The organism is Yersinia sp. Marseille-Q3913 (assembly GCF_963892745.1).
GTDB classification, from domain to species: Bacteria; Pseudomonadota; Gammaproteobacteria; order Enterobacterales; family Enterobacteriaceae; genus Yersinia; species Yersinia bercovieri.
The window spans coordinates 1-22,942 of record NZ_CAWQAF010000033.1 but is presented as its reverse complement, the minus strand read 5'-3'; the positions used below and the strand labels follow the sequence as shown (position 1 = coordinate 22,942).

Here is a 22,942-nt window from a genome sequence, read left to right as displayed (position 1 = left end):
GGTTTTTGGTCTTTGATGTAGGGCTAATTAGAACGGAATGTCGGTATCGTCAGTGATGTTGGCTGGTGTGGTGTGTTCGATGCAGAGCAGCGCCTGAATCTGATCATCAATTAGTAACTGATGCCGATATGATTCCGCCGCCAGCCGCTCCTTTTGAGCGCGTAGTGAATCAACCTGCTTACTGATGATTTCAAATGGATCGGGTTCGTCGAACGCCAGTGTGATTTCGCGGGTTTCGAGTAACGCATAGGCTGGCGCAGACTGTGACATGTCACAGGTACACACAATAAAGCGGTTATCTTTCAATGCCGAATGCGGATTAACATGAATATAGAGCGTGGTGGTTATCTGTAGTGCTGTCATAGCAACTCCTGATATACTAGTTTTAAGGTCGATGGCGTAAGCCGTTGGTCTTGCCTCTGTTAACGGGTTGGTCCCCGTTAGCAATTCCCGGTTAACTTTGGTCGGTGATCCGGGGTAAAGAAGCCCACTTCGGTGGGTTTTTTTACGTCTGTAATTTGGTGCCGTCTTTCCGGGCTGTCAGGTCTTCGGTCTTGCCTCACCACATTTTCCCGTTGTGGCTACGTTATTGGATTGGGTTGCTGCGCTGTGGTAATCATGCCGAGCCTTGGCGCGGGGTTCTCCTCCAATGCAACAACCCAAATTCTGTTGTTACCGTACTTTTACTACTTGATAATCCCGCCCAGTATTACGTGCGTAATCATCAGCTTCTTTGCGCGTTGAGTAAGTATTTCCGTTAACCCACATCCCACTTTGGCGATACTGAATCTGGAATTTACCCGTTTGCTTTTTAGTTACTTTCATAACTTCATCTCCGCTGTCTTCCCAGCTGCCAGAACGTACTGAACCTAAACTGCTTATCGGCTGCTGTGCCGTGTTGATGAAAACAATTAAACACTTTAGTTGTATTTGTGTCAACAACTTTGGTTGTATTTTATGGTGTATTGGTTTTATATGTATTTTCTTAGCTTGAGTTTGGTTATGCTTTTTTGAATTTTTTAGAGGTTAATCAAGTAATGAAGGCTGAATTTAGGTAGGCGTTTATGGCGTAGGGATTCATGTATGCGCCCCTCCAATGAGAAGGGGCAGGAAATGGATTACTATTTTTTCTTGTTTCTGAAATTATCATCGTCCATACAGTAATTGTATGAATCCAAGATTAGCCCGGATAATCGTAAAATATTTTCAGGGCGATCTATTATAATTTGATTGCCTGGAGCTAGCTCAAGTCCCGCTCGCTCAACTTCTGCAATAGCTTTTTCATCTAATTCAATTGGTAAGATTATCGATGGTCGCTGTTTACTATCAAAATAGCGCACAACCCAACGGTTTGATTTTCCTTGGCAAAGAATATTGTAATAACTGGCTGTGTCTTTTGCTGAAATATCAGCCTGTTCACCAAGTAATAGTTGAATATTACTAAAAAATAACCTTTCGTTATGCGTAGTAACTATATTTGAATTTTCAGGATCCACGACTGACGCTGTTTCATCTATTTTTTTCAGCTCTGGTGCTAGTGAGACTTCAACATCTTTGTCTTTGTTGGAAGCCATTGATAGCCCAGAAACTACCATTGCACTAACAGCTCGTTCTACTGCCATTTTTACTAGTGGTGTAATTGTGTCGAGAAACTTTTGGTTCAACTGTCGTTGTACGCTAGAGCGACTTGCAACATAGCGGACAAAATCAGCATCAACATTCCTTAAACTATCACTGATAACATCAGTAAATGCTGATAAGTATATGCTTTCTTCAGCTAAGGTTCGAAGTGCTTCTGGTTGGAACTGGTCGTGACGGAATTGATATAGCTGATGAGCATCAGAGTCCGATGCTTCATCTACATCAATCTGTAGGAATGGAGAGGCATCCATAATATTTCTTTGCTTAAGGTCGGTAAAGAAACGCCATTGGGTGCCATTAGTTATAGCTGCAATAGTGACCTCAGGTGTCGCGTTAAAGTATCTAGAAAGCTGAGGGCAATGGTTATCAAGTTTCTGATTATAGCCCTTGGCCTCAATAAACATAACAGGAACACCATGGCAAAATAGGGCATAGTCGACTCGTTCACCTACTTTAACACCAGGGAAATCAGCGCCATATTCTGCTTTAACTTTCGTTGGGTCATAAGAGTTAAAGCCAAGAATATCTAACATTGGCAATATTAATGCTTGTTTAGTCGTTTCTTCGGTAGAACAATGATGGCTTACTTTTTTTACGTGATCAGAGTGCGCTCTTAATTTCTCAGCGAATATCTTCATATTTTCCTTTAACTCTTAGGTTGAGTGACACTCCTACCCTCATTGGACTACTTAGAAGTTAGAGCTATCAATAATCCAGAACTGACCACCAAAACACGCGGCCAATAATTTCTACGGTTTCTCCGTCAGCATCTTCATCTGGGTGCTCGGCTTTATTAAAGCTGCGGATACTTAGCTTATTTCCTGGCATACGATATAAAAGTTTAAGACGTTTTAATCCGTCTTGATTGATTGCATATATTTTACCATCGATAATTTTTTTATTTGCACAATCAACAGCTACTGTCGTACCGTTTGGTAGAATCGGCTCCATGCTATTTCCATGGGCTGGAAAGCAAATGACATTCTCTTTCTGAGCGCCAACTCGCCGCAAGGTCGATTTCGAAAAGCGAAGTTTAAAACCATTGTAGTCTTGATCACAAAAGCTACCATCACCGGCAGCAAGTTCAATATCACGTAAGAATGGCACTTCGACCTCGTCTTCGTGAATTGGGCACTGACTATCCCAAGGTATAATATTCCCCCATTCATTCTCAGAAGGAATATTTGATTCCTGATTTATTGTTTTAGTCGATTCCTTCATCGGCAAAATCCCTTCTCCAAGCCATTCCGGGCGTACCTGGAGTGCGCGGGAAATTTCCAGTAGCTTAGTGGTGCTCTGGCTTTTACCGGACGTTATTTTTTGAATAGCAGCTTGTGAAACTCCAGCCTTCTCAGCTAGTGCAGCCTGAGTTAGCCCAGATTCCTTCATGGCTACTTTCAATCTTTGTGCAAGTGTCATTCCCATCCTCGCAAAATACAACCTTAGTTATACCCGGTCAAATCACTATTGTTGTTGCTAAAAAACAACCTTGGTTGTATATTTGCAGTTAAATACAACAAAGGTGATTGAAATGGATAATGTAATTAAGACGGCAATTCAAATTGTTGGCACTCAAAAGAGACTAGCGGAGGCGTGCGGCGTTACTCAGGCGGCCGTTCAAAAATGGTTATGCGGCAAAGCAAAGGTAGCCCCGAGAAATGTTAAATTCCTCGTTGAAGCTACCAATGGTGAGGTACAAGCGCATCAAGTTCGCCCTGATTTACCTGACTTATTTCCGCATCCAGAACCTGAAATCAGTCTAACCAAACCCCACACACAAATCTGATTATCAATAATCAATTTCCTGCGACAGGAGACGCATCGTGGAACAAGAAATCAAAGCCCTTAAAGCCGAAGTTCAGGCGTGGGCGGCAGAACGGGGGCAGGAACATGTAGCTATCGAGATCAGCAGAATGTTTTTCTTGCTCAATATCAGCACCGGTTCGGTTCGCCTCACTCCCATTGAAGACGGGGAGGGCAATGCTGATTGGAAGTCTATCAACAACAACCGGCAGCAGTTATTTCGTTGGCTGCGCGGGGATTCAAAAGCATCAATGCGCAAGGTTCTGGAATTATCACCGGTACTTAAAGCGGCGCTCCCGGCAGAACGGCGGGCCAGGGTGAATGGCGAGACCGTGAATTATTTGGTTTCGATTGCCAGCAGAGAGTTTGCCGCAGCAATTAGCGCGGTTCTATTAGATGGCTGTGACATGTCACAAAGAATATCGGGCGCTGTTGCGGCACTTCACGCAATCAGACCACAACACCACCGGCTGACCACCGTATAAAACAGAGGCAAGACCAATGCTGACATCTATCGACAAAATCACCTGGTGCAACGGATTCCGGCTTAACGGCCAACCGGCAAGCATGGCTGACATCGCCCCTATTTTTGCCGGGCGTCAGGTAGCCGCATATAGCGTGTGGGAGCAGTATGAGCAGAGGAAAGCAGACCTGCGCGGGATGAACCTATCAGCTGATGATTATCAGTCTGCCTGTCGGCAAATAGCCGCAGCGCTGGGGATCTGACTATGAGTATGAATCTAATGGCTCGGGCCATGAATATCAAAGTCGGCAACCCGTTACGAAAGTTAGTGCTGATAAAATTAGCGGATAATGCGAACGATCAGGGCGAGTGCTGGCCATCGGTTCCCTACATTGCCGATCAGTGTGAAATATCCGAACGCTCGGTACAGAATCATATTCAAGAACTGGTAAAAAGTGGGCTGGTGAGGATTGAAGAGCGTAAATCTGATAATGGCCTGAATCGTTCAAATGTTTATCACCTGCGCTTAAATTCCGCTGGTGCAAATGCTGCACCCTATGGTGAATCTCCTGCACCCTCTGGTGCAAATGGTGCACCGGTTAGTGGTGCAAATGCTGCACCCAGAACCAGTCACTCTTTTGAACCAGTCATAGATCCAAGTACACCCCTTACCCCTCAAGGGGAAACCGAAAATATTCTCGCTGACGCTGAAAGGGCTTTGGCGCATTACAACCAACTCACTCACACCCGATGTGAAGATTCTAGCCCATTCGAAACCTTGCTGACGGCAACCAAATCACGCAAAGCCTACGCGCTGGCTGATTTGCAATTGGTGACCCATTGGGTGGTCAGCACCTGGAAACCCCGCAACGGTAAGTATGCTAAACCTGCGAATATCTGCCGTGTAAACCGGTTCGATGGTTATCTGGCCGATGCCCGTGCATGGTCTGATTCCGAAGGGCGGATTGATTGCGATGCGGTCGTTGCCGCGTACAATCGGGTGTTCAGTGATGTTTTGCCACCGACTGAAATCGATCAGGACCGTAAGCGCGCCATTTGTGAATTACTCCAATATCTGAAAACCCAAGACCTCGACGCGTTCCAGAGCTACTTCGAAGCTTTTCGCGAGCAGGCATCCGCGTTTTATTTCGGTGGTGATGATGGTACCCACTGGCGGGCAAATTTTGATTATTTAATGAAACCGGACGTGTTGAGAAAAACCCGTGATGGTGCGCTATGAAGCCGCAGGAATTGGAGGCGGCGATCCTCTCCGGTCTGCTCTATGGCGGTTCTACCCCCGATGCACTGGAGGTGATTGCCACCCTGCCGGAAGAGGCGTTTAGCATCAGGATTTATCGTGCGGCCTATGCGGAAATTAAAAAGCAGGCACTGACTAAAGGGTTGATTGATGTCCTGTTTGTCAGTGAGGCGTTGGGCGGCGGCAGTCTGGCCACACTCTCTGAAATTGTCCGTATGCCGGGTAACGTAGCGAACCTGAAAGGCTATGCCGCACATGCCCGTAAGACCTGGTATAGCCGCACCATGACCGCATTATTTCAGACCGCGGCGGATGGTATCCGGGGGGCGAACAATCAGGAACAGCGTGATCAGGTGATTCAGGGCGCGGTAACGCAACTGATCGATATGACGGCAGACAGTGGCGGCATCATCCCCGTGCATCTGAATGACCTATTGCCCAACTACATGGATATGCTCGATAAGCGCATGAATGGCGAAATTGAGTCAATGAACCTGCAAAGTGGCATTGTCGAGCTGGATGCCATAACAGGCGGCTTTAACCCGCAGGATTTGGTGGTTATCGCCGGGCGTCCGGGGATGGGTAAGACCGAGTTTGCATTGAAGATTGTCGAGGGTGCCACACAGAATGGCGGCGGTGCGCTGATATTCAGCATGGAAATGGCCTCCCTACAGATGGTGGAGCGATCCGTTGCCGGGGCCGGTAATTTGCCGGTATCAAAATTGCGCGACCCTAAAACGCTATGTGATGAGGATTGGGCGCGTATTAATTCAGCACTACAGGCATTGAATGGCCGGGATATTTGGATTGTTGATGCCAGCGAACTGACCATCGATCAGATACGGGCTATCGCAGAAACACACAAGCGCCGGTACCCGAAGTTAAGAATGGTGATGGTTGATTATCTTGGCCTGATCACCAAGCCAAAAGCAGAGCGTAATGACCTGTCGATCGGCATCATTTCACGCGGATTAAAAACGCTGGCCGGTCGGATAAATACCCCGATTTTTGCCCTTAGCCAGTTATCGCGAAAAGTGGATGAGCGGCCACCGGGCAGCCGCAGGCCAATCAGTTCCGATCTGCGGGACTCAGGTTCAATCGAGCAGGACGCCGACAGCATTATCATGCTGTATCGCGAGGCGGTTTATAACCCGGATAGTCCGGCGGCGAGATTTGCCGAGGCCATTGTAACTAAAAACCGATTTGGCGAACCCGGCACCGTTTATCAGGAGTTTAAAAACGGCCACTTTCTACCGGTGGATCAGCTGGTGGCAAAGGAAGCTAGCCGAATGGCGAAAGAGGCATCAAGGCCACCGGCCAAAGAAAAACACTATTCAACACCAAAATTTTAACCGCGCCTGACCAGCGCTTGAACTAACCCAAAGAGGCAAGACCATGAAAAAACGTGAACTAACGACCCGCGAACTGGCAGAGATTATGCTGGGCCAAAGCATGAACTATGGACAGATAATCGAGGCTATGGCCTTAAAACTCCCTCACGCTGAAATGCCTATTAGCGTGCTGCGTTACCGCGTGCAGGGCATGGTGCGCTCACCCCATGCAGATATTACCCGCCGTAATGGTCGCAAGACCCAATACACCCTCAACAGTATCTCAGAGGATTTTTTCCGATTCTCTGACACGCAAGTTAAACGCAGTAAAAGCGAACCCCGAGCCAAGCCCGCCCGCATGCCATTTGATGAAAAGGAGCTGGCGTACTGCTTGCGAGTATCCCGAATAAATCAACTGATGAGCACTGTCGGCATGGGGAGTTAACACCATGTCCGGGCAATCGGATTATCTCCCGCCCGGACTCCCGTACAACATTTGCCTCTGGCCTCAGGAATACCAAGAAAAGCTAAATCTTGATTTGAGAGCCAGCGGCTTAATCAAAAACCTGTACGAGCGTAGGACCAACCGCGCCCACGTACTGGAAGCGATTGAACGGGTACCGGTGCATTATCGGGAATTTTTTAAACAGCGCTTAAATTACTGGCGTGACCGTAGAGACCACAGAGGCGAGACCAAATGAATATCTCAACCGATGGCATGATTGCTGCGATTCGTTCAGCAGCGGAGAGAGTGGGACCACGTGAAAGTGAGGTGTTAAACGGCATCGCTGACCGTATAACGGAGCTGGTGGCCTCAGCCAATAAGAACCGGCGCACAGCAAAGCACTACGAGCGGGAGTGTTTGGAGTGGCAGGGGAAATGTAGCGCAGCAGAAGAGAAGCTACTCAAGCCTGTTATGTTGCCGGAACGATACTCGTTTGACTGTGGAGTATGCGCAGATCCAAATGGCGAGTGGCTAGAATTAAATGACGTTAAAGAAGCAATTTGCGTAGCTGGTTTCACGGCGCAGGATGGTGCTGAATGATCTGGCCTAGCGGCATGACAGAGATAAAACATCCGGTCATCCGATACCATGGCGGCAAGTTTCGATTAGCGAAATGGATAACCAGTTTTTTCCCGGCTCACCGTTGCTATGTTGAGCCGTTCGGGGGGGCGGCATCAGTTCTATTGAGAAAGGCCCGCTCCCACGCGGAGGTTTATAATGATCTTGATGGCGAAATCGTGAACCTATTCCGAGTGCTGCAAGATCCAGTAATGAATATACGGTTACGTGATTTATGTGTACTGACACCGTATAGTCGTGAAGAGTTTAACTTTGCCTATGAGCCTATTGATGATGAATTGGAACAGGCCCGCAGGACGGTAATTAAGGCCACAATGGGATTTAGTTCAGCGTCGGCCACAGCCAATAAATCAGGGTTTAGGACTGATACCAAAAGAGAATATTCGACAGCCCAGCAGTTATGGGCGTCTTATCCTGATAATTTAGCTGCCATTGGTTCACGTTTACTTGGTGTGTTGATAGAGAACCGCCCAGCTGTTCAGGTGTTACTGGATCATGATACTGATAACACTTTGAATTACATTGATGCGCCATATTTACCAGAAACGCGCCAACGCTGGAAACCAACCGGTTATTCATATCGCCACGAAATGACCGAGCAAGACCATATCGAATTACTCGAGCCGGTCAGAAAATTGAAAGGTATGTCGATCATTTCCGGTTATGACAGTGAACTGTATAACGACATGCTGGCCGGATGGCGTAAGGAAACGAAATCAGCACAGGCCAGCGCTGGTATGGGCGGCACGGTCACCAAAATAGAATGCCTATGGTTCAGCCCTAACATTGATAAACGGGAGCATCCGCATGAGTGACACCAAAGAGCGGGCTGCGGCCCGTAAACGCCTACAGCGTCAGAAAGAGCGTGATAGTGGCAGCTATAAATTAATAGCGACGATAGACCAGCAAGAGAAAGAAATGTTACAGCAGAACTGCGCCTTACGTCGCCCGCAGCGTGATCCGTATGACATGGACGAATACAAACCATGCTAATCCGCAAAGATAACGCAGAGCTACAGGCGCAGCTCAAAGAGCAAACCGGGCGCAGGTGTGGCAAGTGCGGTGACGCTCTGCCGGGTGATCCGAATGGTTGCTTGCTTATTGGTGATTCGGAGTGCTGGCAGCACGCGGGCTGGCATGAGACTAAATTAACTATATAGTGATGTGACATGTCACAGGAATAATGAAATGAAAATAGACCATGAGTATTTGCGTAATTTACTCGAAGCCTTTGAATCTTCTGAGAGGCCAGAAACCAATATTAATGAATTAGAGTTAAAAGGGTTTGACTCTAATGAAAATTTTGTTTTCCATATGAGGTTAATGGATGACCAAAAATTAATTTGTCGCACAGATGGTCGTCCGGGTTTTGGGTTAGCATCTGCGGAATGTGATGATGACGATGGTGGCTATGATTGGGCAGTATTTCCCTTAAGACTCACATCTGACGGCCATGACTTCATTGATGCTTTAAGAAATCAAGATGTATGGAATACTATTAAAGTTGGATTCAAAGATGCCAGCATGGGAACTTTAACCTCAGTAGCTAAAGAGCTTGCTGCCGGATACCTTAAAAAGAAAATATCTTCTTACCTTGATAGCTAACTTTGTTATTATATAAGAATCGGACTGAACACCTGATAGCCTAAATTAATATCGTGCTGCTGTGCCATACATCCGGGGGCGGAAATGGCACAGTATAGTTTTACCAAATCAACAGGTGGGATCTTGGTACCGGCTACGCCGGATGCTGAGGATTTTGTTAAAAATACCAAGCTGGGGACTATTGTCACTGGCGAATTTAAACGTGTGCGTAATGCGCCGTTTCACCGTAAATTCTTCTCGTTACTCAACCTTGGCTTTGAATATTGGGAGCCAAAGGGTGGGGCGATATCACCATTCGAAGTAAAATTCCTGCGCGGCTATGTAAGCCAACTTATTTCCTATGTGGGGAATGAGGGCGTACTTCATGAAATAGCTGACGATTATCTGGCGCTGGTGGCCGGTAAACGAGCGGCGAACTTATCTACAGCAAAATCATTCCATGCTTTCCGCCGTTGGGTGACTGTCGAGTCAGGACATTATGATCTGTTCGAATTACCGGACGGCTCAACGCTGCGTGAGCCCCGTTCTATTTCATTCGCAAAAATGGACGAGCTGGAATTCAACGATTTATACAAATCAACACTGAATGTGCTCTGGACTTTTATTCTCAGTAAATCATTCAGTCATCCATCTGAGGCGGAGAACGCCGCCAGTCAATTAATGAGCTACGCGGCTTAGGGGGTGTCATGGCTAATTTACGCAAAGAGGCAAGGGGCCGCGAGTGCCAGATCCGTATTCCGGGTGTGTGCAATGGCAACCCTGAAACGGTGGTACTCACCCATTACCGGCTGGCAGGTACCTGCGGTACCGGAATTAAACCCTCTGATGAACAGGCCGCATGGGGATGCTGTGCATGCCATGACGAATGCGACCGGCGCACCCGGTTAATTGATGGTGACACGGCACGGCTATATCACGCCGAGGGCGTTATGCGCACACAGAATATATTGAGAAAGGAGGGGAAATTATGATTTATCCGACAACGTGCGGTAGGGCAGACGGCAACGAATTACACCTCAATACGTTAGAGCTTATTTGGCTTAAGGGTAAGCTGAAAATGTGGGGGCGCTGGTCACGTATAGCCAAAACAGGCGGCGCTCAGGGGGTATTTTCTCGATTATTGGCAAAACAACAAATAACTAAAGCCGCATTAAAAGCCGCTATTAGCCAATTACGAAAATCAGGTTTATCAAAAGAGGAATTATTCGAGATATTTGGCGACCTAAACAACCCCAAGGCCCACAGTAACCTAATCTATTGTACGGATGATGAGGGACTATTAATGGATTCGGTTGTTGGCTTGGTTCTACAATCAACCCCTGGGTTAATTGGTATACTGCAACAGCATTATATTTTTAAAAAGAAACGCTACACGATGGCAGAAGAAATGCAGGAGGCACACCCGGAGCTTTCAATTTCAACCTGCCGCCGCCGTATTGATGTCTGGATTAACACTGCCGAATATATGCTTTATCGCCCTATGAGTGACGCCTTTGATAAAGATATGAAAAGATTTGAGAAAAAAACTTTGACTATTTGAACAAAAAATATATGATTTAGTCATAAGCTCGCGGAGCTATACACGCAAGCGACGAAATCAAAAGAAACCCGCCATCTGTGCGGGTTTTTCTATTTCTGCCCCCCAACAAAAAAAAACGCCTGACCTTTTGAGTCAAGCGGCTATCATTTATCACTCGTTAGAAATGGGCGACCCCGATATGTATCAGCATATCAGGGCCATTACACCCATGTTTCCGGTCATGAGTATAACCCAGGCCCACCCTGCTAACGTCAGCGGTGGTATCCTAACGGAATACTGTATATATGACCATGAAAAAATTAAGTTACAAAAATGCATCCCGCGCCGTGGGTAAGCCTGAACCGGTAGTTTATGACGGTGTAACCGTGGGGTACGGATGTTCAGATTTGCATGTCGCTACAATCCCTGTCTGGTTGGCCCGCCTGGTTATCATCAACTTTCATTACAGCAAGCGCATCGTGAACAACTCATATTTGCATCTGGGGATCTTCTCCGGGCGCGATCTGGTTGGCGTTATGCAATGGGGCTATGCAATGAATCCCAGCAGTGGCGGGCGAGTAGTGGAGGGAACCGGCAACCGGCAATATATGGAATTGAACCGCCTATGGGTGCATGACGATATGCTGACCAATACCGAATCACGGGCGATCAGCTACGCACTCAAAACTATCAAATTGCTTCACCCCAGCGTTGAGTGGGTGCAGACGTTTGCTGATGAGCGTTGTGGTCGTTTCGGTGTGGTATATCAGGCCAGCAACTTTGATTATGTCGGTAGCCATCAAAGCACGTTTTATGAGTTAGATGGCGAGTGGTACCACAAGATTGCTTTAACCACTAAGGCTAGCAAGGCAGGGGCGCGCGGTTTGCATCTGCAGGCCAATTTTCACCGGGCTACCGCACATAAATTTACCCAGTTCCGCTATATCAAGTTTCTTAATAAGCGGGCCAGAAAACGGCTCAACACGAAGCTGTTTAAGCCCCTCCCATATCCAAAACCGGGAGGGGACAAATAGAGCTGCCGGATGGTGGCTTTTATATTTGAACCAATCACGCCCAACCCGTCCGGGAGGGGGAGACCATGAAAATGAGCAATATTGCGTCCAATGCTTCCTACCTGGTATCGGGTGGTAGTTTTATTTTTTGGGTTAAAGAGCTGATCGCCGGATTCACCCCTGATGAGTGGACGGTGATTGGCGTTCTTGGTTCGCTATTCTTTATGGCCCTGACATTTATGCTTAATGCGGGCATCAAGATTTGGGATCGTCGCCACGGCTATAAACCGGATGGTGAGTGATGGCCTCGACAAAAAGCAAACTCAGCGCTGCGGTTCTTGGCTTGGTTTTAGCAGGTGCGCCAGCATCAATTATTCTCAGTCAATTTCTGGATGAGAAAGAGGGTAACCGGCTTTCAGCTTATCCCGATGGTAAGGGGCTTTGGACTATCTGCCGTGGCGCCACAATGGTTGATGGCAAACCGGTAGTGAAAGGGATGAAGCTGTCAGCAGAGAAGTGTGCTGCGGTGAATCAGCTAGAGGCTGACAAAGCTATTAGCTGGGTGAAGAAAAATGTCCGGGTACCGCTGACGGAACCACAGATTGCCGGCATCGCGTCATTTTGCCCCTATAACATCGGCCCGAGTAAATGTTTCACCGCCACGTTCTATAAAAAACTCAATGCAGGTGATCGCAAAGGTGCTTGCGCTGAGATCAAACGCTGGGTTCACGACGGCGGCAAGGATTGCAATATTCGCTCAAATAACTGTTACGGGCAGATAGAACGCCGCGCACAGGAAAGCGAACTGACCTGTTGGGGGCTGGATGAATAAGGCCATTGGATTAGTCATTGCTGTGCTGGTGGTCGTTATGTCGGCTTCGCTCTTTAACAGCTACCGCCTCTCAAATCAGGTCGAAAAAATAGAAAAGAATTTGGTAGCCGAGCAAAACACAAACACGGTGCTGGGAAATATCATTGATGCATACCAGGTGAATGAAGCCGCCAACCGTGCAGCCACAACTCGTCAGCTAGAGAACGAAAGGAAACTACGCAATGAAAGTGAATTACAGGTTGCACGGTTTAAGGCAGCAGCGGCGAGTGATGATTGTTCTATCAAGCCTATGCCTGGTGATGTCATTAGCGTCATGCGCGAATAAGCCAGCTAAACCGCTTGTTACCGAATCCGCACTATTATTGCCCCCAGAGTCAGCGCTTACCCCCTGTGAAGTTCCAGAATTTACCGGTATTACATGGGGAGATGGCGGGTTGTACGCAATGGAGTTAAAGCGGGAACTACGAATCTGCAAAGGTCGGCTTGATGAGGTTATCGACTGGCGGCAGAGAGTCGGGAGTAAAACTTAACCCTGAAATAAGGAACAGCAGATGCATAAGCTACAGGTAAGCATTATCCCACCCACTGAGAAACAGATTAGCGAGGTAACTGATAGCCTATTGCGCAAATATGCAAAGGTTAAAGCCACTCCCAAGAATCTGAGCGCCATTTCTCGCGAAGCAACCCGCCGCATCCGTAAGATGACTATAACGAATGTTGATATCGTGAGAACCTAATTAAGGGTATTTGTTGAGAGTTATCAATAATACCCGCTATAAAACTAGCGCTGATGATTCCACCTGCTAACTTAATAGTTCTATTTATCAAAAGGAGATTGCAATGCTTAGAAACTATTATGACCACGACAACTGCCCCACGGACGCCAGACAAAGAAGACTTGTTGCGGTTAACGTGGCTGTAGAGTTGGTGAAAGTAAGATTGGGTGCAAGTAATGCAGCAACAGGGCCACTCACGGGAAGAGACATCAAAGATGCAGCCAAAGAAATAAAAGAGTTAGCAGATGCAATCCAAGACGCTTTGAAATTTTAAGTGAATTATCACATAACCACCTGCGGGTGGTTTTTTTCGCCTAAATATCATCACAGAGCAACCTAACAAGGTTACTGCGTAATGACACTAAGGGAACATCATGGCAAAAGACACTGACTGGAGAGGCATAGAGCGTGACTACCGTTCCGGCGCTCTTTCCATCAGAGAGCTTGCCAAGAAATACGGTGTGAGTGATACAGCGGTAAGAAAGAGAGCAAAGGCTGAGGAGTGGCCTAAACACGAACAGGTTCGCAATAATGTTGGTTCGCAGACAATTAGTGCGAACCAAAACAAGAGCCCGCGAACCAAACATAGAAAACCAGCAATTCACGTTGAAAGTGAAATAGATTCAGAATACCTGGTAGATGGAAATGGCGAACCAGAATTCATATTAAACCCTGACGAGTACGGGCTTAATGATATGCAGGCTCGTTTCGTGAGTGAATACCTGATCGACTTGAATAGCACGGCTGCATATAAAAGGTCTGGCGGCAAAGGAGAGGGCAATACGGCTTACGTTAACTCTTCACGCATGTACAGGAATGCTAAGGTTAGCCGGGCCATTCGCGATGCATTGGATGCAAGAGAAAGACGCACCCGAATAACCCAAGATGCCGTATTGAAATGGTGGTGGGATATTGCCACAGCCGATGCTAGCCAAATTACGGAACTACGCCGTTTGTGTTGCCGCCATTGCTGGGGGTTTGGTTACCAGTACCAGTGGCGCGATGCTGTTGAGTTTGAAGAAGCCCGGTTAAAAGCGGTAGAAAGTAAAAAACGGGAACCCTTAGACGTTGGCGGTTACGGTTTTGATGCCACGCTAGATCCTAACCCTGATTGTCCGCGCTGTAATGGTGAGGGGGTTGGGCGCACCCACTTTCACGATACACGGGATCTGCGAGGTGCAGCTCGTCGCCTGTTCTCAGGGGTGAAAGAGGGTAAGTTTGGTATTGAGGCCATTACCCGCAATCAGGATGAGGCTTTAAAAATGGTTGCCCAGCATTTAGGTATGCTGAAAAACAAAACAGAAATTAGCGGCCCTGATGGTGGCCCGGTTAAAACTGAGACGGTGAATATGACCCCAGACGAAGCCGCCGAGGCGTATCGTAAACTGATGGGCTGATTTTGGTAAACATCCAGAAATAGCCCGTTAGATTGATAAATCCTCTATGCAAAATAGAGGGCATTTTATGCATGATTTATGCACTCAACTATCCAATATTCTGACACGTTAACCCTGATAAATAAGCCTCTCATGCTGCTTGTTCGGTGAGTGCTATGCGCTCGGTGCGGGTAACGTCCATTATGTTAAAAAGTCCTAAAATTCACTCATTTATCGAGTAAAACCCAAATGCCGATCCCATTCCCATTTAATTTTAAAAATCCGGACTACATGCAGGTTTTTGAGTGGCGAATGGAGCGATTGCAGCGCATTCGTCAGCAACCTGAATTACTGCCGGTCATGAAAGCGTTTTACAAAGACAACCCTGCACAGTTCATTATTGATTGGGGTATGACTGTTGACCCGCGCAACGTCGAGCGTGGATTGCCCGCCCGTATCCCGTTCCTCTTATTCCCAAAGCAGGAAGAGTGGATCGAGTGGTTTGTCGAGCGCTGGCGTAATGCTGAACCGGGCATTACCGAGAAAACCCGTGATATGGGGATGTCATGGCTGACGGTTGGCATGGCTTCCTCGCTTTGCCTGTTCAATCGTGGCGTGTTTGCCGGGTTCGGATCTCGCAAAGAAGAGTATGTTGATAAAATCGGTTCGCCTAAGTCGTTATTCGATAAAGCCCGTAATTTTATCTCTCTGCTGCCAACTGAGTTTCGTGGTGGTTGGAGCCTTAAACAGCATGCACCACACATGCGAATCCTGTTTCCTGAAACTGAATCAGCCATGACCGGTGAGGCGGGGGACGGAATAGGGCGCGGTGACCGCACCAGCTTCTACATAGTCGATGAATCAGCGTTCTTGGAGCGGCCTTATCTGGTCGATGCGTCTTTGTCTGCTACGACCAACTGTCGGCAGGACGTATCAACGCCAAACGGTATGGCTAACTCATTCGCTGAACGGCGGCACAGCGGCAAAATTAAAGTGTTCACCTTTCACTGGCGCGACGACCCGCGCAAAGATGATGCTTGGTATCAAAAGCAGGTTGAGAACCTTGACCCCGTTACCGTGGCACAGGAAATCGATATCAACTATAGCGCCTCTGTTGAAGGTGTCTTGATCCCGTCCGCATGGGTGCAAGCAGCCATCAACGCGCATGAGGTATTGGGTATTGTGCCAACTGGCCAGCGCTTAGGTGCTCTCGATATCGCTGACGAGGGCAAGGACACCAACGCCTTTGCTGGTCGTCACGGCTTCCTACTTGAAAGCATCGAAGAGTGGTCGGGTAAAGGTGATGATATTTTCGGTACCGTACAAAAAGCCTTTGATATTTGCGATGCACAAAACCTCGAAACTTTCCGCTTTGATACCGATGGATTGGGAGCTGGTGCGCGTGGTGATGCCCGTGTTATCAACGAGCAACGCGAAGAACAACGCAGACGGCACATCGTCGCTACGCCGTTCCGTGGTAGCGGTGGCGTAACCGACCCAGATGATGAGGCGGTCCCCGGCGATAACGGACAGCAAGGGCGGCTTAACAAAGATTTCTTTGCGAACGCCAAAGCACAGGGCTGGTGGAGTTTGCGCACCCGGTTCCAGAAAACGTACCGGGCGGTTAAAGAGAATATGGAGTTCAATCCCGATGACATTATCTCTATTCCGAAAGACCTCAAAAACCTGACCAAATTAACTTCTGAATTATCGCAACCTACCTACTCAGTTAATGGCGTAGGGAAAATTGTGGTGGATAAAAAACCTGACGGCACCAAGTCACCTAACCTGGCGGATTCAGCAATGATTTTATATGCACCAATGGATAACGCGCTGGATATCTGGCTACGGCTAGGGGGGGCGTAATGTCGAGAAAACGTAAAACAGGCAAGGCGTCATCACCGCAGAGAACCACCGATAGCTATCAAAACCTCACCGCTCGCTATGGGCTGCGCACCGAGAACCAAAGCGCGGATTATAGCTACCAACCTAATTGGACATCCCGCAACCGTCAGCTGATAGAAAACGCTTACCGGTCGTCGTGGCTGGTGGGCGCGGCGGTTGACACTATCGCCGATGATATGACCCGTAAGGGGATTAACATCACCTCCAAGATGGCACCCGATGCCAAGATGCGGATTGAGGGGCGCTGGGAAGAGTTATCTCTCTGGGATGCGATTAACGACACCATCAAATGGTCTCGGTTATACGGTGGTGCAATTGGTTTCATCATGATTGATGGGCAAGCCCCGGAAACGCCACTACGGGTAGAAACCATCGGCAAAGATGCGTTTAAAGGGTTGCTGGTGCTCGACCGTTGGATGGTTAACCCAACCATCAGCGATAGAGTGACAGCAATGGGGCCAGACCTCGGCATGCCTAAATATTATCAGGTGGTCACCACAGGCAGCGGCATTCCGAGCATGAAAATACATCATAGCAGGGTGATCCGCCTTGATGGTGTTGGTCTCCCATACCAGCAAAAGCGAACAGAAAACGAATGGGGTATGTCGGTTATAGAGCGGCTGTTTGACAGGTTGCTAGCATTCGATAGCACCTCGACTGGCGCGGCTCAGTTGATTTTTAAGGCGCACTTACGCACCTACAAAATCAATAAATTTCGTGAGCTGGTCGCCATGGGGGGCAAGGCATTTGATGGGCTAATGAAAAGCATGGATATGATCCGGCAATTCCAAAGTACGGAGGGCCTGACCCTGATGGATGCGACTGATACGTTTGAAACCCACAGTTATGCATTCGGTGGATTGTCTGACGTGATGGCGCAGTTTGCCCAACAGATAGCCGGTGCCATTGGTATTCCGCTGGTGCGCCTGTTTGGTCAGTCTCCTGCGGGGTTCTCAACCGGTGACGCTGACCTGGCTAACTACTACGACAATATCGGTACTCAACAAGAGCGCCGTTTACGTCGTCCACTGCGTCGATTATTCGAAGTGATCCACTATTCCGAGTTTAGTTCGCCACTGCCCGACGGCTTCTCCTTTGACTTCAACCCGCTGTGGCAAATGTCGGAACCTGACCGGGCAACCGTGGCAGAGCAAACCGTTAATACTATCAATGCTGCAATGGACTCAGGTTTGCTGACGTTACAGGGTGGCATGACTGAACTCAGGGACAAAGCAGGCATTATCGGTATCGGCTCAAGCATCAGCGATGAGGATATAGAGAGTGCGAAAGACATCGACCCGCCGAACCTCGGCGAAAACGCAGATCTCAACCCGCCTGAAGTCGCGCCGCGCGGAGATCCAATATCAAACTCAGCTACGCAAGATAGCGCGAATGGTCGGCGACATCGTAAATGGTACTTACGATGGTTCTAACGATTCGGTCTATAACGTTATGGATAGCCTTAACCGCTATTCAGACCTGATTGACGGCTGGGCCAGAACCACCGCCAGCAAGATGTTTGATGCCGTTAACGCAAAAGACGTCGCGATGTGGCGCAGCAATTCGCAGGTAATATCCGTGGGTTTGCGCCAGATAGTAGAAAACACCGCCGTGGGACAGGTGGCCCGCAGTATTGTTGAAGAGCAGATAAAACTCATCAAGTCACTGCCATTACAGGCCGCTGACCGGGTGCAGGATATCCATAATCAGGCGATAGAGGCGGTCATCACTGGCGGTCGCGCTGGGCCACTCGCTAAGGAAATAGCCAAATCCGGCGATGTGGCAATATCCCGCGCCAACATGATCGCCCGTACGGAAATAGGGCGGGCATCAACGGCACTCACTCAGGCCCGATCACTCTCTATTGGTTCCAGTGGCTATATCTGGCGCACCGCCGAGGATAGCGACGTCCGCCACTCACATCAGAAAATGGAGGGTAAGTTTGTTCGCTGGGATAACCCGCCGACCCTTGACGGCATGACAGGCCATGCGGGCGCATTACCTAACTGTCGTTGTTACTGCGAAGTCATCATTCCGGAAAGATAACCCATGCAATATTTCTATAACTCCCGCCTGGGAGAGACGCGCTTCACCATGAGCGATGGTGGGCTATTGTGCAAAGACGTGCCAATAGGCCGAACCGGAGTACAGCTCTATGGCGGTGAAGAGCTGGACGATATCGAACCCGACAGTGACGGAGAAATTCTCGTTGAAAGGTCTGAGGAGGATGTTTTCCGCCCCGAGACGCTCGCCAGCTTTGAGGGAATGACGTTCACAGTATCTCACCCCATCGAAGATGTCACACCTGATAACTGGGGCCGCTACGCCGCTGGACACATTCAAAACGTCAGGCGGGGTACAGGTGACCAATCAGATCTAATGATCGCCGACATCGTGGTCAAGAAAGCCGAAGCCATAAAGGTGATTCTTGAAGATGGTGTTGATCAAATTTCGGCTGGCTACGATGCCGAATATCAGCAGACCGCCAGAGGCAAAGCCCGTCAGTACGACATCATAGCTAACCATGTCGCTCTCGTTCCCACGGGCCGCGCAGGGAAACGCTGTTCAATTGGAGATAGTAAACGTATGACAACCAATAACACTTGGCTCGCAAAGCTACGCCGGGCAATCAAAACCAAAGATGCCGCCGCGATGGAGGAAGCAATGGAAAGCGTTCCATCAGAGTTAACCAGTGATGAGGGTGCCGGCGAACTGCCAAAGGCCATCAATATCACCATTAACCCGCAACAGCCGTTACCGAAACAGGAGCCTGAATTAGATGCCATCGCCACTAATGATAGTGGTGACATCGAAACCCGAGTTGCTGCAATGGAGACGACCTTAGCCGCGATTCTGGAAAAATTGGGTTCAACCACCGACTCCGATCCCGATGAGGAGGAAGAGGGCCGACGTATTACCAGCGATGCCGCCTATCATCAGGATGTTGTTTCCCGCGCGGAATGGATTGTACCCGGCATTAAATTGCCCGAGGGTGGCAAGCTGGCATCCTTTAAACGAACTGTATTGGATGCGGCGTTTAAAACCACCGAGGGCGAGAAATTGCTAAAAGGCATTGTTGGCGATAAGCCAGACTTTGCCAAGATGCCGAAACTCTCCCTTGATGCGGCATTCATTGCCGCCAGCGAGATTGCCAAGGGCCGCAATAACCTTCAGTTGAACCGCCGAACTATCGATTCTGCTATTCCAAATCGCCGACCTACCGCCGCCGACCTCAATAAACAGAACGCCGCGTTCTGGGCTAAAAAAGGAAACTAATTCATGACAGCATATTTATTCCGGATGCCTGCGGGCATTGCCGGGGCCGTCTCGCGCCCGCAGGATCTGACTATTGAGCCGGTACTGATTAATACGGCCAACCCATTTAGCCAGTACGGTCTGGCCGGAAAGTTCAGCGGCAATTTCTTTGTACCGCTGGAAGAGGATGATGCTGCTGACAAAATCGTCGGCATCTTTGTCCGACCATTCCCCACCACCTCAACGCCAGACAAAGTGCGCCAAATTGGTACCAGTAACAACTTTGCCGGTGATGCGCTAAAGCGCGGTTACCTGTCGGTCAATATTGGCGCTACGGCAGCGGGTGTGACTAAAGGTGCGCCGGTCTATATCCGTATTGCCGGTGCTACTGACGATAGCCCGCTAGGTTCGGTGCTGGCCACTGCGATTGCTGACACTACCGTGGTGCTGCCTAACGCTTATTTCACCGGTGCCGGTGATGCCGCTGGTAACACTGAAATCTCTTACAAGATTTAAGGAACAATCAATATGATCACATACGACAGCCAGCGCACCATTGATGCCAGCGGCGCATTCCTGATTGGGGAGCTGGAGCGATTAGATCCAGAGATTAACCTGCCGTTGGTGGGGACGACCTACACCCGCGACATTCAATTCCGTGAAGACGTGAATATCGCCGATGAAATCAGCTCATTCACTAAAACCGGCTTTGCTGCAGCCGGTACCGGTGCCAATCCAAAGGGTAAAAACTGGGTTAGCCAGGAGTCGACCGCACTGGCAGGCATTAATTTAGATATCGATAAAAAGGGTTTCCCGCTGACACTGTGGGGGATGGAACTGGGTTGGACGGTGATTGAATTAGCCGCCGCTCAACAGATGGGCCGTCCAATTGATACGCAGAAATATGACGGCATGGTGTTGAAATGGCATATGGATGCCGACGAACAGGTCTATCTCGGTGACACCGATCTGAGCGTAAAAGGTCTGGCCAACTACACCGGTGTGGCGATTGGCAATGCGGTGAAATCGTGGCTGACCTCGACCGTGGCGGAGATCCGCGACTCCATTAACAAGGTGCTTTCCGATGCCTGGGCCGCGTCCGGCTATACCGTGGTACCGAAAGACCTGCTATTACCCCCTGAGCAATATGCCTATCTGGCGCAGGTGATTGTCTCTGATGCGGGTAACCAGTCATTACTGACCTACCTGACCACTAACACTATCTCTTTCCATCAAAACGGTATTCCTCTAAATATCCGCGCGGTGAAGTGGCTGAAAGGTGCGGGTATTGCGGGTAAAGATCGCATGGTGGCCTACACCAATGACCGTAAATATGTACGTTTCCCATTGGTGCCACTGACCAGTATCCCGATCCAGTATCGCGGGTTGTGGCAGTTAGTGACCTATTACGGGAAGCTGGGCGTGGTTGAGGCCCCGTACATTGAAACACTGGCTTACTTCGACGGCATTTAATAACGCTAATGGCCTCACCGGAGGCCTGTAAGGTGAAATGATGAAAATTGCAGTACATACCCCGTTTAAATTATCGCTGGCCGGTCAGCCGGATATCGGCTTTCTGGTCGGCACTCATAAGGTGACGAAAGAGGTTGCTGAGCATTGGTTCACTATGGCGCACGCTGAGGTGATTGACGGTGAAACAGAACAAAGCAATACCGATCTGCAAGCATCGGTGATTGAGATGCAGGGGCGGTTCGATGAGCAGGAGCGGGTGCTGGTGGAAACCATATATGACCTGCAGAAGAAATTGAGTGAACAGGTCGAAGAAAACCACACGCACAACGCAACCATTGCTGACCTGCAGAAGCGGCTAAATGAGCAAGCAGATGAAATCGACTCACGCAACACCAACATTGTTGACCTGCAGAACCAGATTGATGAGCTGAATAAGGTGAAAGCAAGTGCCAAAGAGTCGAAATCTACCCACGGTGGAAAAGTTTAGAACTGATTTTCCCCAGTTTTCTGATGTGAATAAATACCCCGAGTCCGCCATCCAATTCCGCCTCAATCTTGCTGACAAACTGCTAAGTGAAAATCTACTGGGTGACATGTTTCCTTACCTGGTCGAATTATTCGTTGCCCACTACACCACGTTGCAGGCCAAAGATGTGCAGTCTGCGGCTATGGGCGGCGGTAGCGGCTCCACCAATGGCGCGGCCTCGTCAAAGAGTGTCGATAAAGTTTCAGTTAGCTATGACAACAGCGCCACGCTGAACCCTGACGCCGGATTCTGGAACTTTACCCGCTACGGGGCTGAATTTTACCAACTAGTGACAATGTTCGGCGCGGGTGGTCGCCAGTTATGAAAAGCGGCTTAAAGGTGCGGGTAGATAAGGCTAATGATGTGTTAGCGGCATTTAAGGCCATCGGTAGGAAAGACGTGTTGATTGGTATTCCAGAGGAGAGTAGTGGGCGGGAGGATATCCCTTTCGGTAACGCCGGGATCGGTTATATCAACGAATTTGGTTCACCGGCGCAAAATATCCCCCCACGACCCCACCTACAGCCGGGCGTCAGGTCGGTACAGGACGAAACCACCCAAAAGCTGAAACAGGCGGCGCAGGCGGTTTTGGCGGGCAATCAGGCCGCCGCAGATCGCGCGTTAGAGCAGGCGGGCACCATCGCCAGTAATGCGGTGAAACGCTATATCACTATTACCGGCTTTACCCCTTTAGCTGACAACACTATCAGCGCTCGTTTGCGGCGTGGTCGCACCGGGGATAAGCCACTTATTGACTCAGGGCAATATAGACGGGCGATAACGTCTATCGTGAGGAGTAAAAATGCCAAATCTTGATGTTACTGATGTGCTGTTTGACCCGGACTTCTGTGACATGTCACTGGTGGTTAAACGAAACATTCAGACGGTTGATGCTGATGGATTCGCCACAAATACTGTCATTGAAAAGGGGTTCGCGGGTGTAGTTACCGTAGACCGCTCGCTTGAATCGCGCCGGATGATGTCAGGGAATGTTATTGGTGGCGCAATTCTTATTGTGACCATTGAGTGTCAATTATGGTCTAAAAGTGAGCCACAGTTATGCTTTAAAAGTGCGCCACTTT

The 22,942-nt window shown here is 48.9% G+C and carries 35 protein-coding genes and 1 pseudogene; 32 read left to right on the top strand and 4 right to left on the bottom strand.

Annotated elements, in window-relative coordinates; translation table 11 throughout:
- Positions 1 to 27: 27 nt before the first annotated feature.
- From AACW11_RS13475 to AACW11_RS13460, 4 genes are all read right to left on the bottom strand, one after another.
- Positions 28 to 363: a hypothetical protein gene (locus tag AACW11_RS13475; RefSeq protein ID WP_145932257.1), complete on the bottom strand. Its 336-nt coding sequence runs from the start codon at positions 361 to 363 to the stop codon at positions 28 to 30.
- A 309-nt stretch (positions 364 to 672) separates the two neighbouring features.
- Positions 673 to 825, bottom strand: a complete 153-nt coding sequence (locus AACW11_RS13470; RefSeq protein WP_186381602.1) for a hypothetical protein — start codon at positions 823 to 825, stop codon at positions 673 to 675.
- 296 nt (positions 826 to 1,121) lie between these two features.
- Positions 1,122 to 2,279, bottom strand: coding sequence for a type I restriction endonuclease (locus AACW11_RS13465; RefSeq protein WP_050163530.1), 1,158 nt, complete (start codon positions 2,277 to 2,279; stop codon positions 1,122 to 1,124).
- Between the two features lie 67 nt (positions 2,280 to 2,346).
- Positions 2,347 to 3,066 carry an XRE family transcriptional regulator gene (locus AACW11_RS13460; RefSeq protein WP_145544569.1) on the bottom strand — a complete coding sequence of 240 codons (720 nt, stop codon included), beginning with the start codon at positions 3,064 to 3,066 and terminating at the stop codon, positions 2,347 to 2,349.
- 106 nt (positions 3,067 to 3,172) lie between these two features.
- Here AACW11_RS13460 and AACW11_RS13455 point away from each other — a divergent pair, with 106 nt between their 5' ends.
- From AACW11_RS13455 to AACW11_RS13305, 32 genes and pseudogenes are all read left to right on the top strand, one after another.
- Entirely contained in the window at positions 3,173 to 3,427 is a 255-nt protein-coding gene (locus AACW11_RS13455; RefSeq protein ID WP_145544568.1) for a transcriptional regulator, read from the top strand.
- Between the two features lie 37 nt (positions 3,428 to 3,464).
- Positions 3,465 to 3,929, top strand: coding sequence for a toxin YdaT family protein (locus AACW11_RS13450; RefSeq protein WP_138775311.1), 465 nt, complete (start codon positions 3,465 to 3,467; stop codon positions 3,927 to 3,929).
- 16 nt (positions 3,930 to 3,945) lie between these two features.
- Positions 3,946 to 4,170 carry a hypothetical protein gene (locus tag AACW11_RS13445; protein ID WP_145500555.1) on the top strand — a complete coding sequence of 75 codons (225 nt, stop codon included), beginning with the start codon at positions 3,946 to 3,948 and terminating at the stop codon, positions 4,168 to 4,170.
- 2 nt (positions 4,171 to 4,172) lie between these two features.
- Positions 4,173 to 5,147 carry a helix-turn-helix domain-containing protein gene (locus AACW11_RS13440; protein ID WP_212584429.1) on the top strand — a complete coding sequence of 325 codons (975 nt, stop codon included), beginning with the start codon at positions 4,173 to 4,175 and terminating at the stop codon, positions 5,145 to 5,147.
- On the top strand, positions 5,144 to 6,517 hold the full coding sequence (locus AACW11_RS13435; protein ID WP_212584428.1) for a replicative DNA helicase: 1,374 nt from the start codon (positions 5,144 to 5,146) through the stop codon (positions 6,515 to 6,517). Before AACW11_RS13440 ends, AACW11_RS13435 begins: the two co-directional genes overlap by 4 nt.
- Before the next feature lie 43 nt (positions 6,518 to 6,560).
- A complete protein-coding gene (locus AACW11_RS13430) occupies positions 6,561 to 6,941 on the top strand; it encodes a hypothetical protein (protein WP_138775307.1) in 381 nt (126 codons plus the stop codon).
- Between the two features lie 4 nt (positions 6,942 to 6,945).
- Positions 6,946 to 7,197, top strand: a complete 252-nt coding sequence (locus tag AACW11_RS13425; RefSeq protein WP_212584427.1) for a DNA polymerase III subunit theta — start codon at positions 6,946 to 6,948, stop codon at positions 7,195 to 7,197.
- On the top strand, positions 7,194 to 7,541 hold the full coding sequence (locus tag AACW11_RS13420; RefSeq protein WP_212584426.1) for a hypothetical protein: 348 nt from the start codon (positions 7,194 to 7,196) through the stop codon (positions 7,539 to 7,541). The genes AACW11_RS13425 and AACW11_RS13420 overlap by 4 nt, the downstream gene beginning before the upstream one ends.
- Positions 7,538 to 8,395 (top strand): DNA adenine methylase, encoded by an 858-nt coding sequence (locus tag AACW11_RS13415; RefSeq protein WP_249192730.1) that lies wholly within the window; start codon positions 7,538 to 7,540, stop codon positions 8,393 to 8,395. The genes AACW11_RS13420 and AACW11_RS13415 overlap by 4 nt, the downstream gene beginning before the upstream one ends.
- The gene (locus AACW11_RS20855; protein WP_445285820.1) at positions 8,388 to 8,573 is read left to right on the top strand and encodes a hypothetical protein; all 186 of its coding nucleotides are present in this window, start codon (positions 8,388 to 8,390) and stop codon (positions 8,571 to 8,573) included. Before AACW11_RS13415 ends, AACW11_RS20855 begins: the two co-directional genes overlap by 8 nt.
- A 195-nt stretch (positions 8,574 to 8,768) precedes the next feature.
- Positions 8,769 to 9,185: a DUF2513 domain-containing protein gene (locus tag AACW11_RS13405; protein ID WP_212584425.1), complete on the top strand. Its 417-nt coding sequence runs from the start codon at positions 8,769 to 8,771 to the stop codon at positions 9,183 to 9,185.
- Between the two features lie 84 nt (positions 9,186 to 9,269).
- The gene (locus AACW11_RS13400) at positions 9,270 to 9,863 is read left to right on the top strand and encodes a DUF1367 family protein (protein WP_212584424.1); all 594 of its coding nucleotides are present in this window, start codon (positions 9,270 to 9,272) and stop codon (positions 9,861 to 9,863) included.
- An 8-nt stretch (positions 9,864 to 9,871) separates the two neighbouring features.
- The gene (locus tag AACW11_RS13395; protein WP_042592969.1) at positions 9,872 to 10,156 is read left to right on the top strand and encodes a DUF1364 domain-containing protein; all 285 of its coding nucleotides are present in this window, start codon (positions 9,872 to 9,874) and stop codon (positions 10,154 to 10,156) included.
- A complete protein-coding gene (locus AACW11_RS13390; RefSeq protein ID WP_212584423.1) occupies positions 10,153 to 10,725 on the top strand; it encodes a DUF1133 family protein in 573 nt (190 codons plus the stop codon). Before AACW11_RS13395 ends, AACW11_RS13390 begins: the two co-directional genes overlap by 4 nt.
- Before the next feature lie 284 nt (positions 10,726 to 11,009).
- A complete protein-coding gene (locus AACW11_RS13385; protein WP_212584422.1) occupies positions 11,010 to 11,738 on the top strand; it encodes a Mom family adenine methylcarbamoylation protein in 729 nt (242 codons plus the stop codon).
- Between the two features lie 65 nt (positions 11,739 to 11,803).
- A complete protein-coding gene (locus tag AACW11_RS13380) occupies positions 11,804 to 12,019 on the top strand; it encodes a phage holin (protein ID WP_050096147.1) in 216 nt (71 codons plus the stop codon).
- Positions 12,019 to 12,549: a lysozyme gene (locus AACW11_RS13375; RefSeq protein WP_049602734.1), complete on the top strand. Its 531-nt coding sequence runs from the start codon at positions 12,019 to 12,021 to the stop codon at positions 12,547 to 12,549. Before AACW11_RS13380 ends, AACW11_RS13375 begins: the two co-directional genes overlap by 1 nt.
- Entirely contained in the window at positions 12,542 to 12,874 is a 333-nt protein-coding gene (locus tag AACW11_RS13370; protein WP_212584421.1) for a DUF2570 domain-containing protein, read from the top strand. Before AACW11_RS13375 ends, AACW11_RS13370 begins: the two co-directional genes overlap by 8 nt.
- Positions 12,771 to 13,079 carry an Rz1-like lysis system protein LysC gene (gene lysC / locus AACW11_RS20850; RefSeq protein ID WP_445285819.1) on the top strand — a complete coding sequence of 103 codons (309 nt, stop codon included), beginning with the start codon at positions 12,771 to 12,773 and terminating at the stop codon, positions 13,077 to 13,079. The genes AACW11_RS13370 and lysC overlap by 104 nt, the downstream gene beginning before the upstream one ends.
- Before the next feature lie 21 nt (positions 13,080 to 13,100).
- Positions 13,101 to 13,286: a hypothetical protein gene (locus AACW11_RS13365; RefSeq protein ID WP_212584420.1), complete on the top strand. Its 186-nt coding sequence runs from the start codon at positions 13,101 to 13,103 to the stop codon at positions 13,284 to 13,286.
- A 103-nt stretch (positions 13,287 to 13,389) separates the two neighbouring features.
- Complete coding sequence (locus AACW11_RS13360; RefSeq protein ID WP_212584419.1) at positions 13,390 to 13,599, top strand: hypothetical protein; 210 nt, start codon at positions 13,390 to 13,392, stop codon at positions 13,597 to 13,599.
- Positions 13,600 to 13,699: 100 nt separating this feature from the next.
- Positions 13,700 to 14,722, top strand: a complete 1,023-nt coding sequence (locus tag AACW11_RS13355) for a terminase small subunit (RefSeq protein WP_212584418.1) — start codon at positions 13,700 to 13,702, stop codon at positions 14,720 to 14,722.
- A gap of 228 nt (positions 14,723 to 14,950) precedes the next feature.
- On the top strand, positions 14,951 to 16,567 hold the full coding sequence (locus tag AACW11_RS13350; protein WP_212584417.1) for a TerL protein: 1,617 nt from the start codon (positions 14,951 to 14,953) through the stop codon (positions 16,565 to 16,567).
- Positions 16,567 to 18,039: a DUF1073 domain-containing protein gene (locus AACW11_RS13345; protein ID WP_212584416.1), complete on the top strand. Its 1,473-nt coding sequence runs from the start codon at positions 16,567 to 16,569 to the stop codon at positions 18,037 to 18,039. The genes AACW11_RS13350 and AACW11_RS13345 overlap by 1 nt, the downstream gene beginning before the upstream one ends.
- Positions 17,999 to 18,652, top strand: a complete 654-nt coding sequence (locus AACW11_RS13340; protein ID WP_249192729.1) for a phage head morphogenesis protein — start codon at positions 17,999 to 18,001, stop codon at positions 18,650 to 18,652. The genes AACW11_RS13345 and AACW11_RS13340 overlap by 41 nt, the downstream gene beginning before the upstream one ends.
- Before the next feature lie 3 nt (positions 18,653 to 18,655).
- The gene (locus AACW11_RS13335; RefSeq protein WP_212584415.1) at positions 18,656 to 19,882 is read left to right on the top strand and encodes a DUF2213 domain-containing protein; all 1,227 of its coding nucleotides are present in this window, start codon (positions 18,656 to 18,658) and stop codon (positions 19,880 to 19,882) included.
- Positions 19,883 to 19,885: 3 nt separating this feature from the next.
- Positions 19,886 to 20,377: a structural cement protein Gp24 gene (locus AACW11_RS13330; protein WP_212584414.1), complete on the top strand. Its 492-nt coding sequence runs from the start codon at positions 19,886 to 19,888 to the stop codon at positions 20,375 to 20,377.
- A gap of 12 nt (positions 20,378 to 20,389) precedes the next feature.
- Positions 20,390 to 21,334, top strand: a complete 945-nt coding sequence (locus AACW11_RS13325) for a DUF2184 domain-containing protein (RefSeq protein WP_145932271.1) — start codon at positions 20,390 to 20,392, stop codon at positions 21,332 to 21,334.
- Positions 21,335 to 21,371: 37 nt separating this feature from the next.
- The gene (locus AACW11_RS13320) at positions 21,372 to 21,821 is read left to right on the top strand and encodes an STY1053 family phage-associated protein (RefSeq protein WP_145932272.1); all 450 of its coding nucleotides are present in this window, start codon (positions 21,372 to 21,374) and stop codon (positions 21,819 to 21,821) included.
- A complete protein-coding gene (locus AACW11_RS13315) occupies positions 21,781 to 22,185 on the top strand; it encodes a DUF4054 domain-containing protein (RefSeq protein WP_212584413.1) in 405 nt (134 codons plus the stop codon). Before AACW11_RS13320 ends, AACW11_RS13315 begins: the two co-directional genes overlap by 41 nt.
- Positions 22,182 to 22,676: a hypothetical protein gene (locus tag AACW11_RS13310; protein WP_212584412.1), complete on the top strand. Its 495-nt coding sequence runs from the start codon at positions 22,182 to 22,184 to the stop codon at positions 22,674 to 22,676. Before AACW11_RS13315 ends, AACW11_RS13310 begins: the two co-directional genes overlap by 4 nt.
- A pseudogene (locus tag AACW11_RS13305) lies at positions 22,663 to 22,942 on the top strand (hypothetical protein); the annotation flags it as partial. The gene AACW11_RS13310 and the pseudogene AACW11_RS13305, both read left to right, overlap by 14 nt.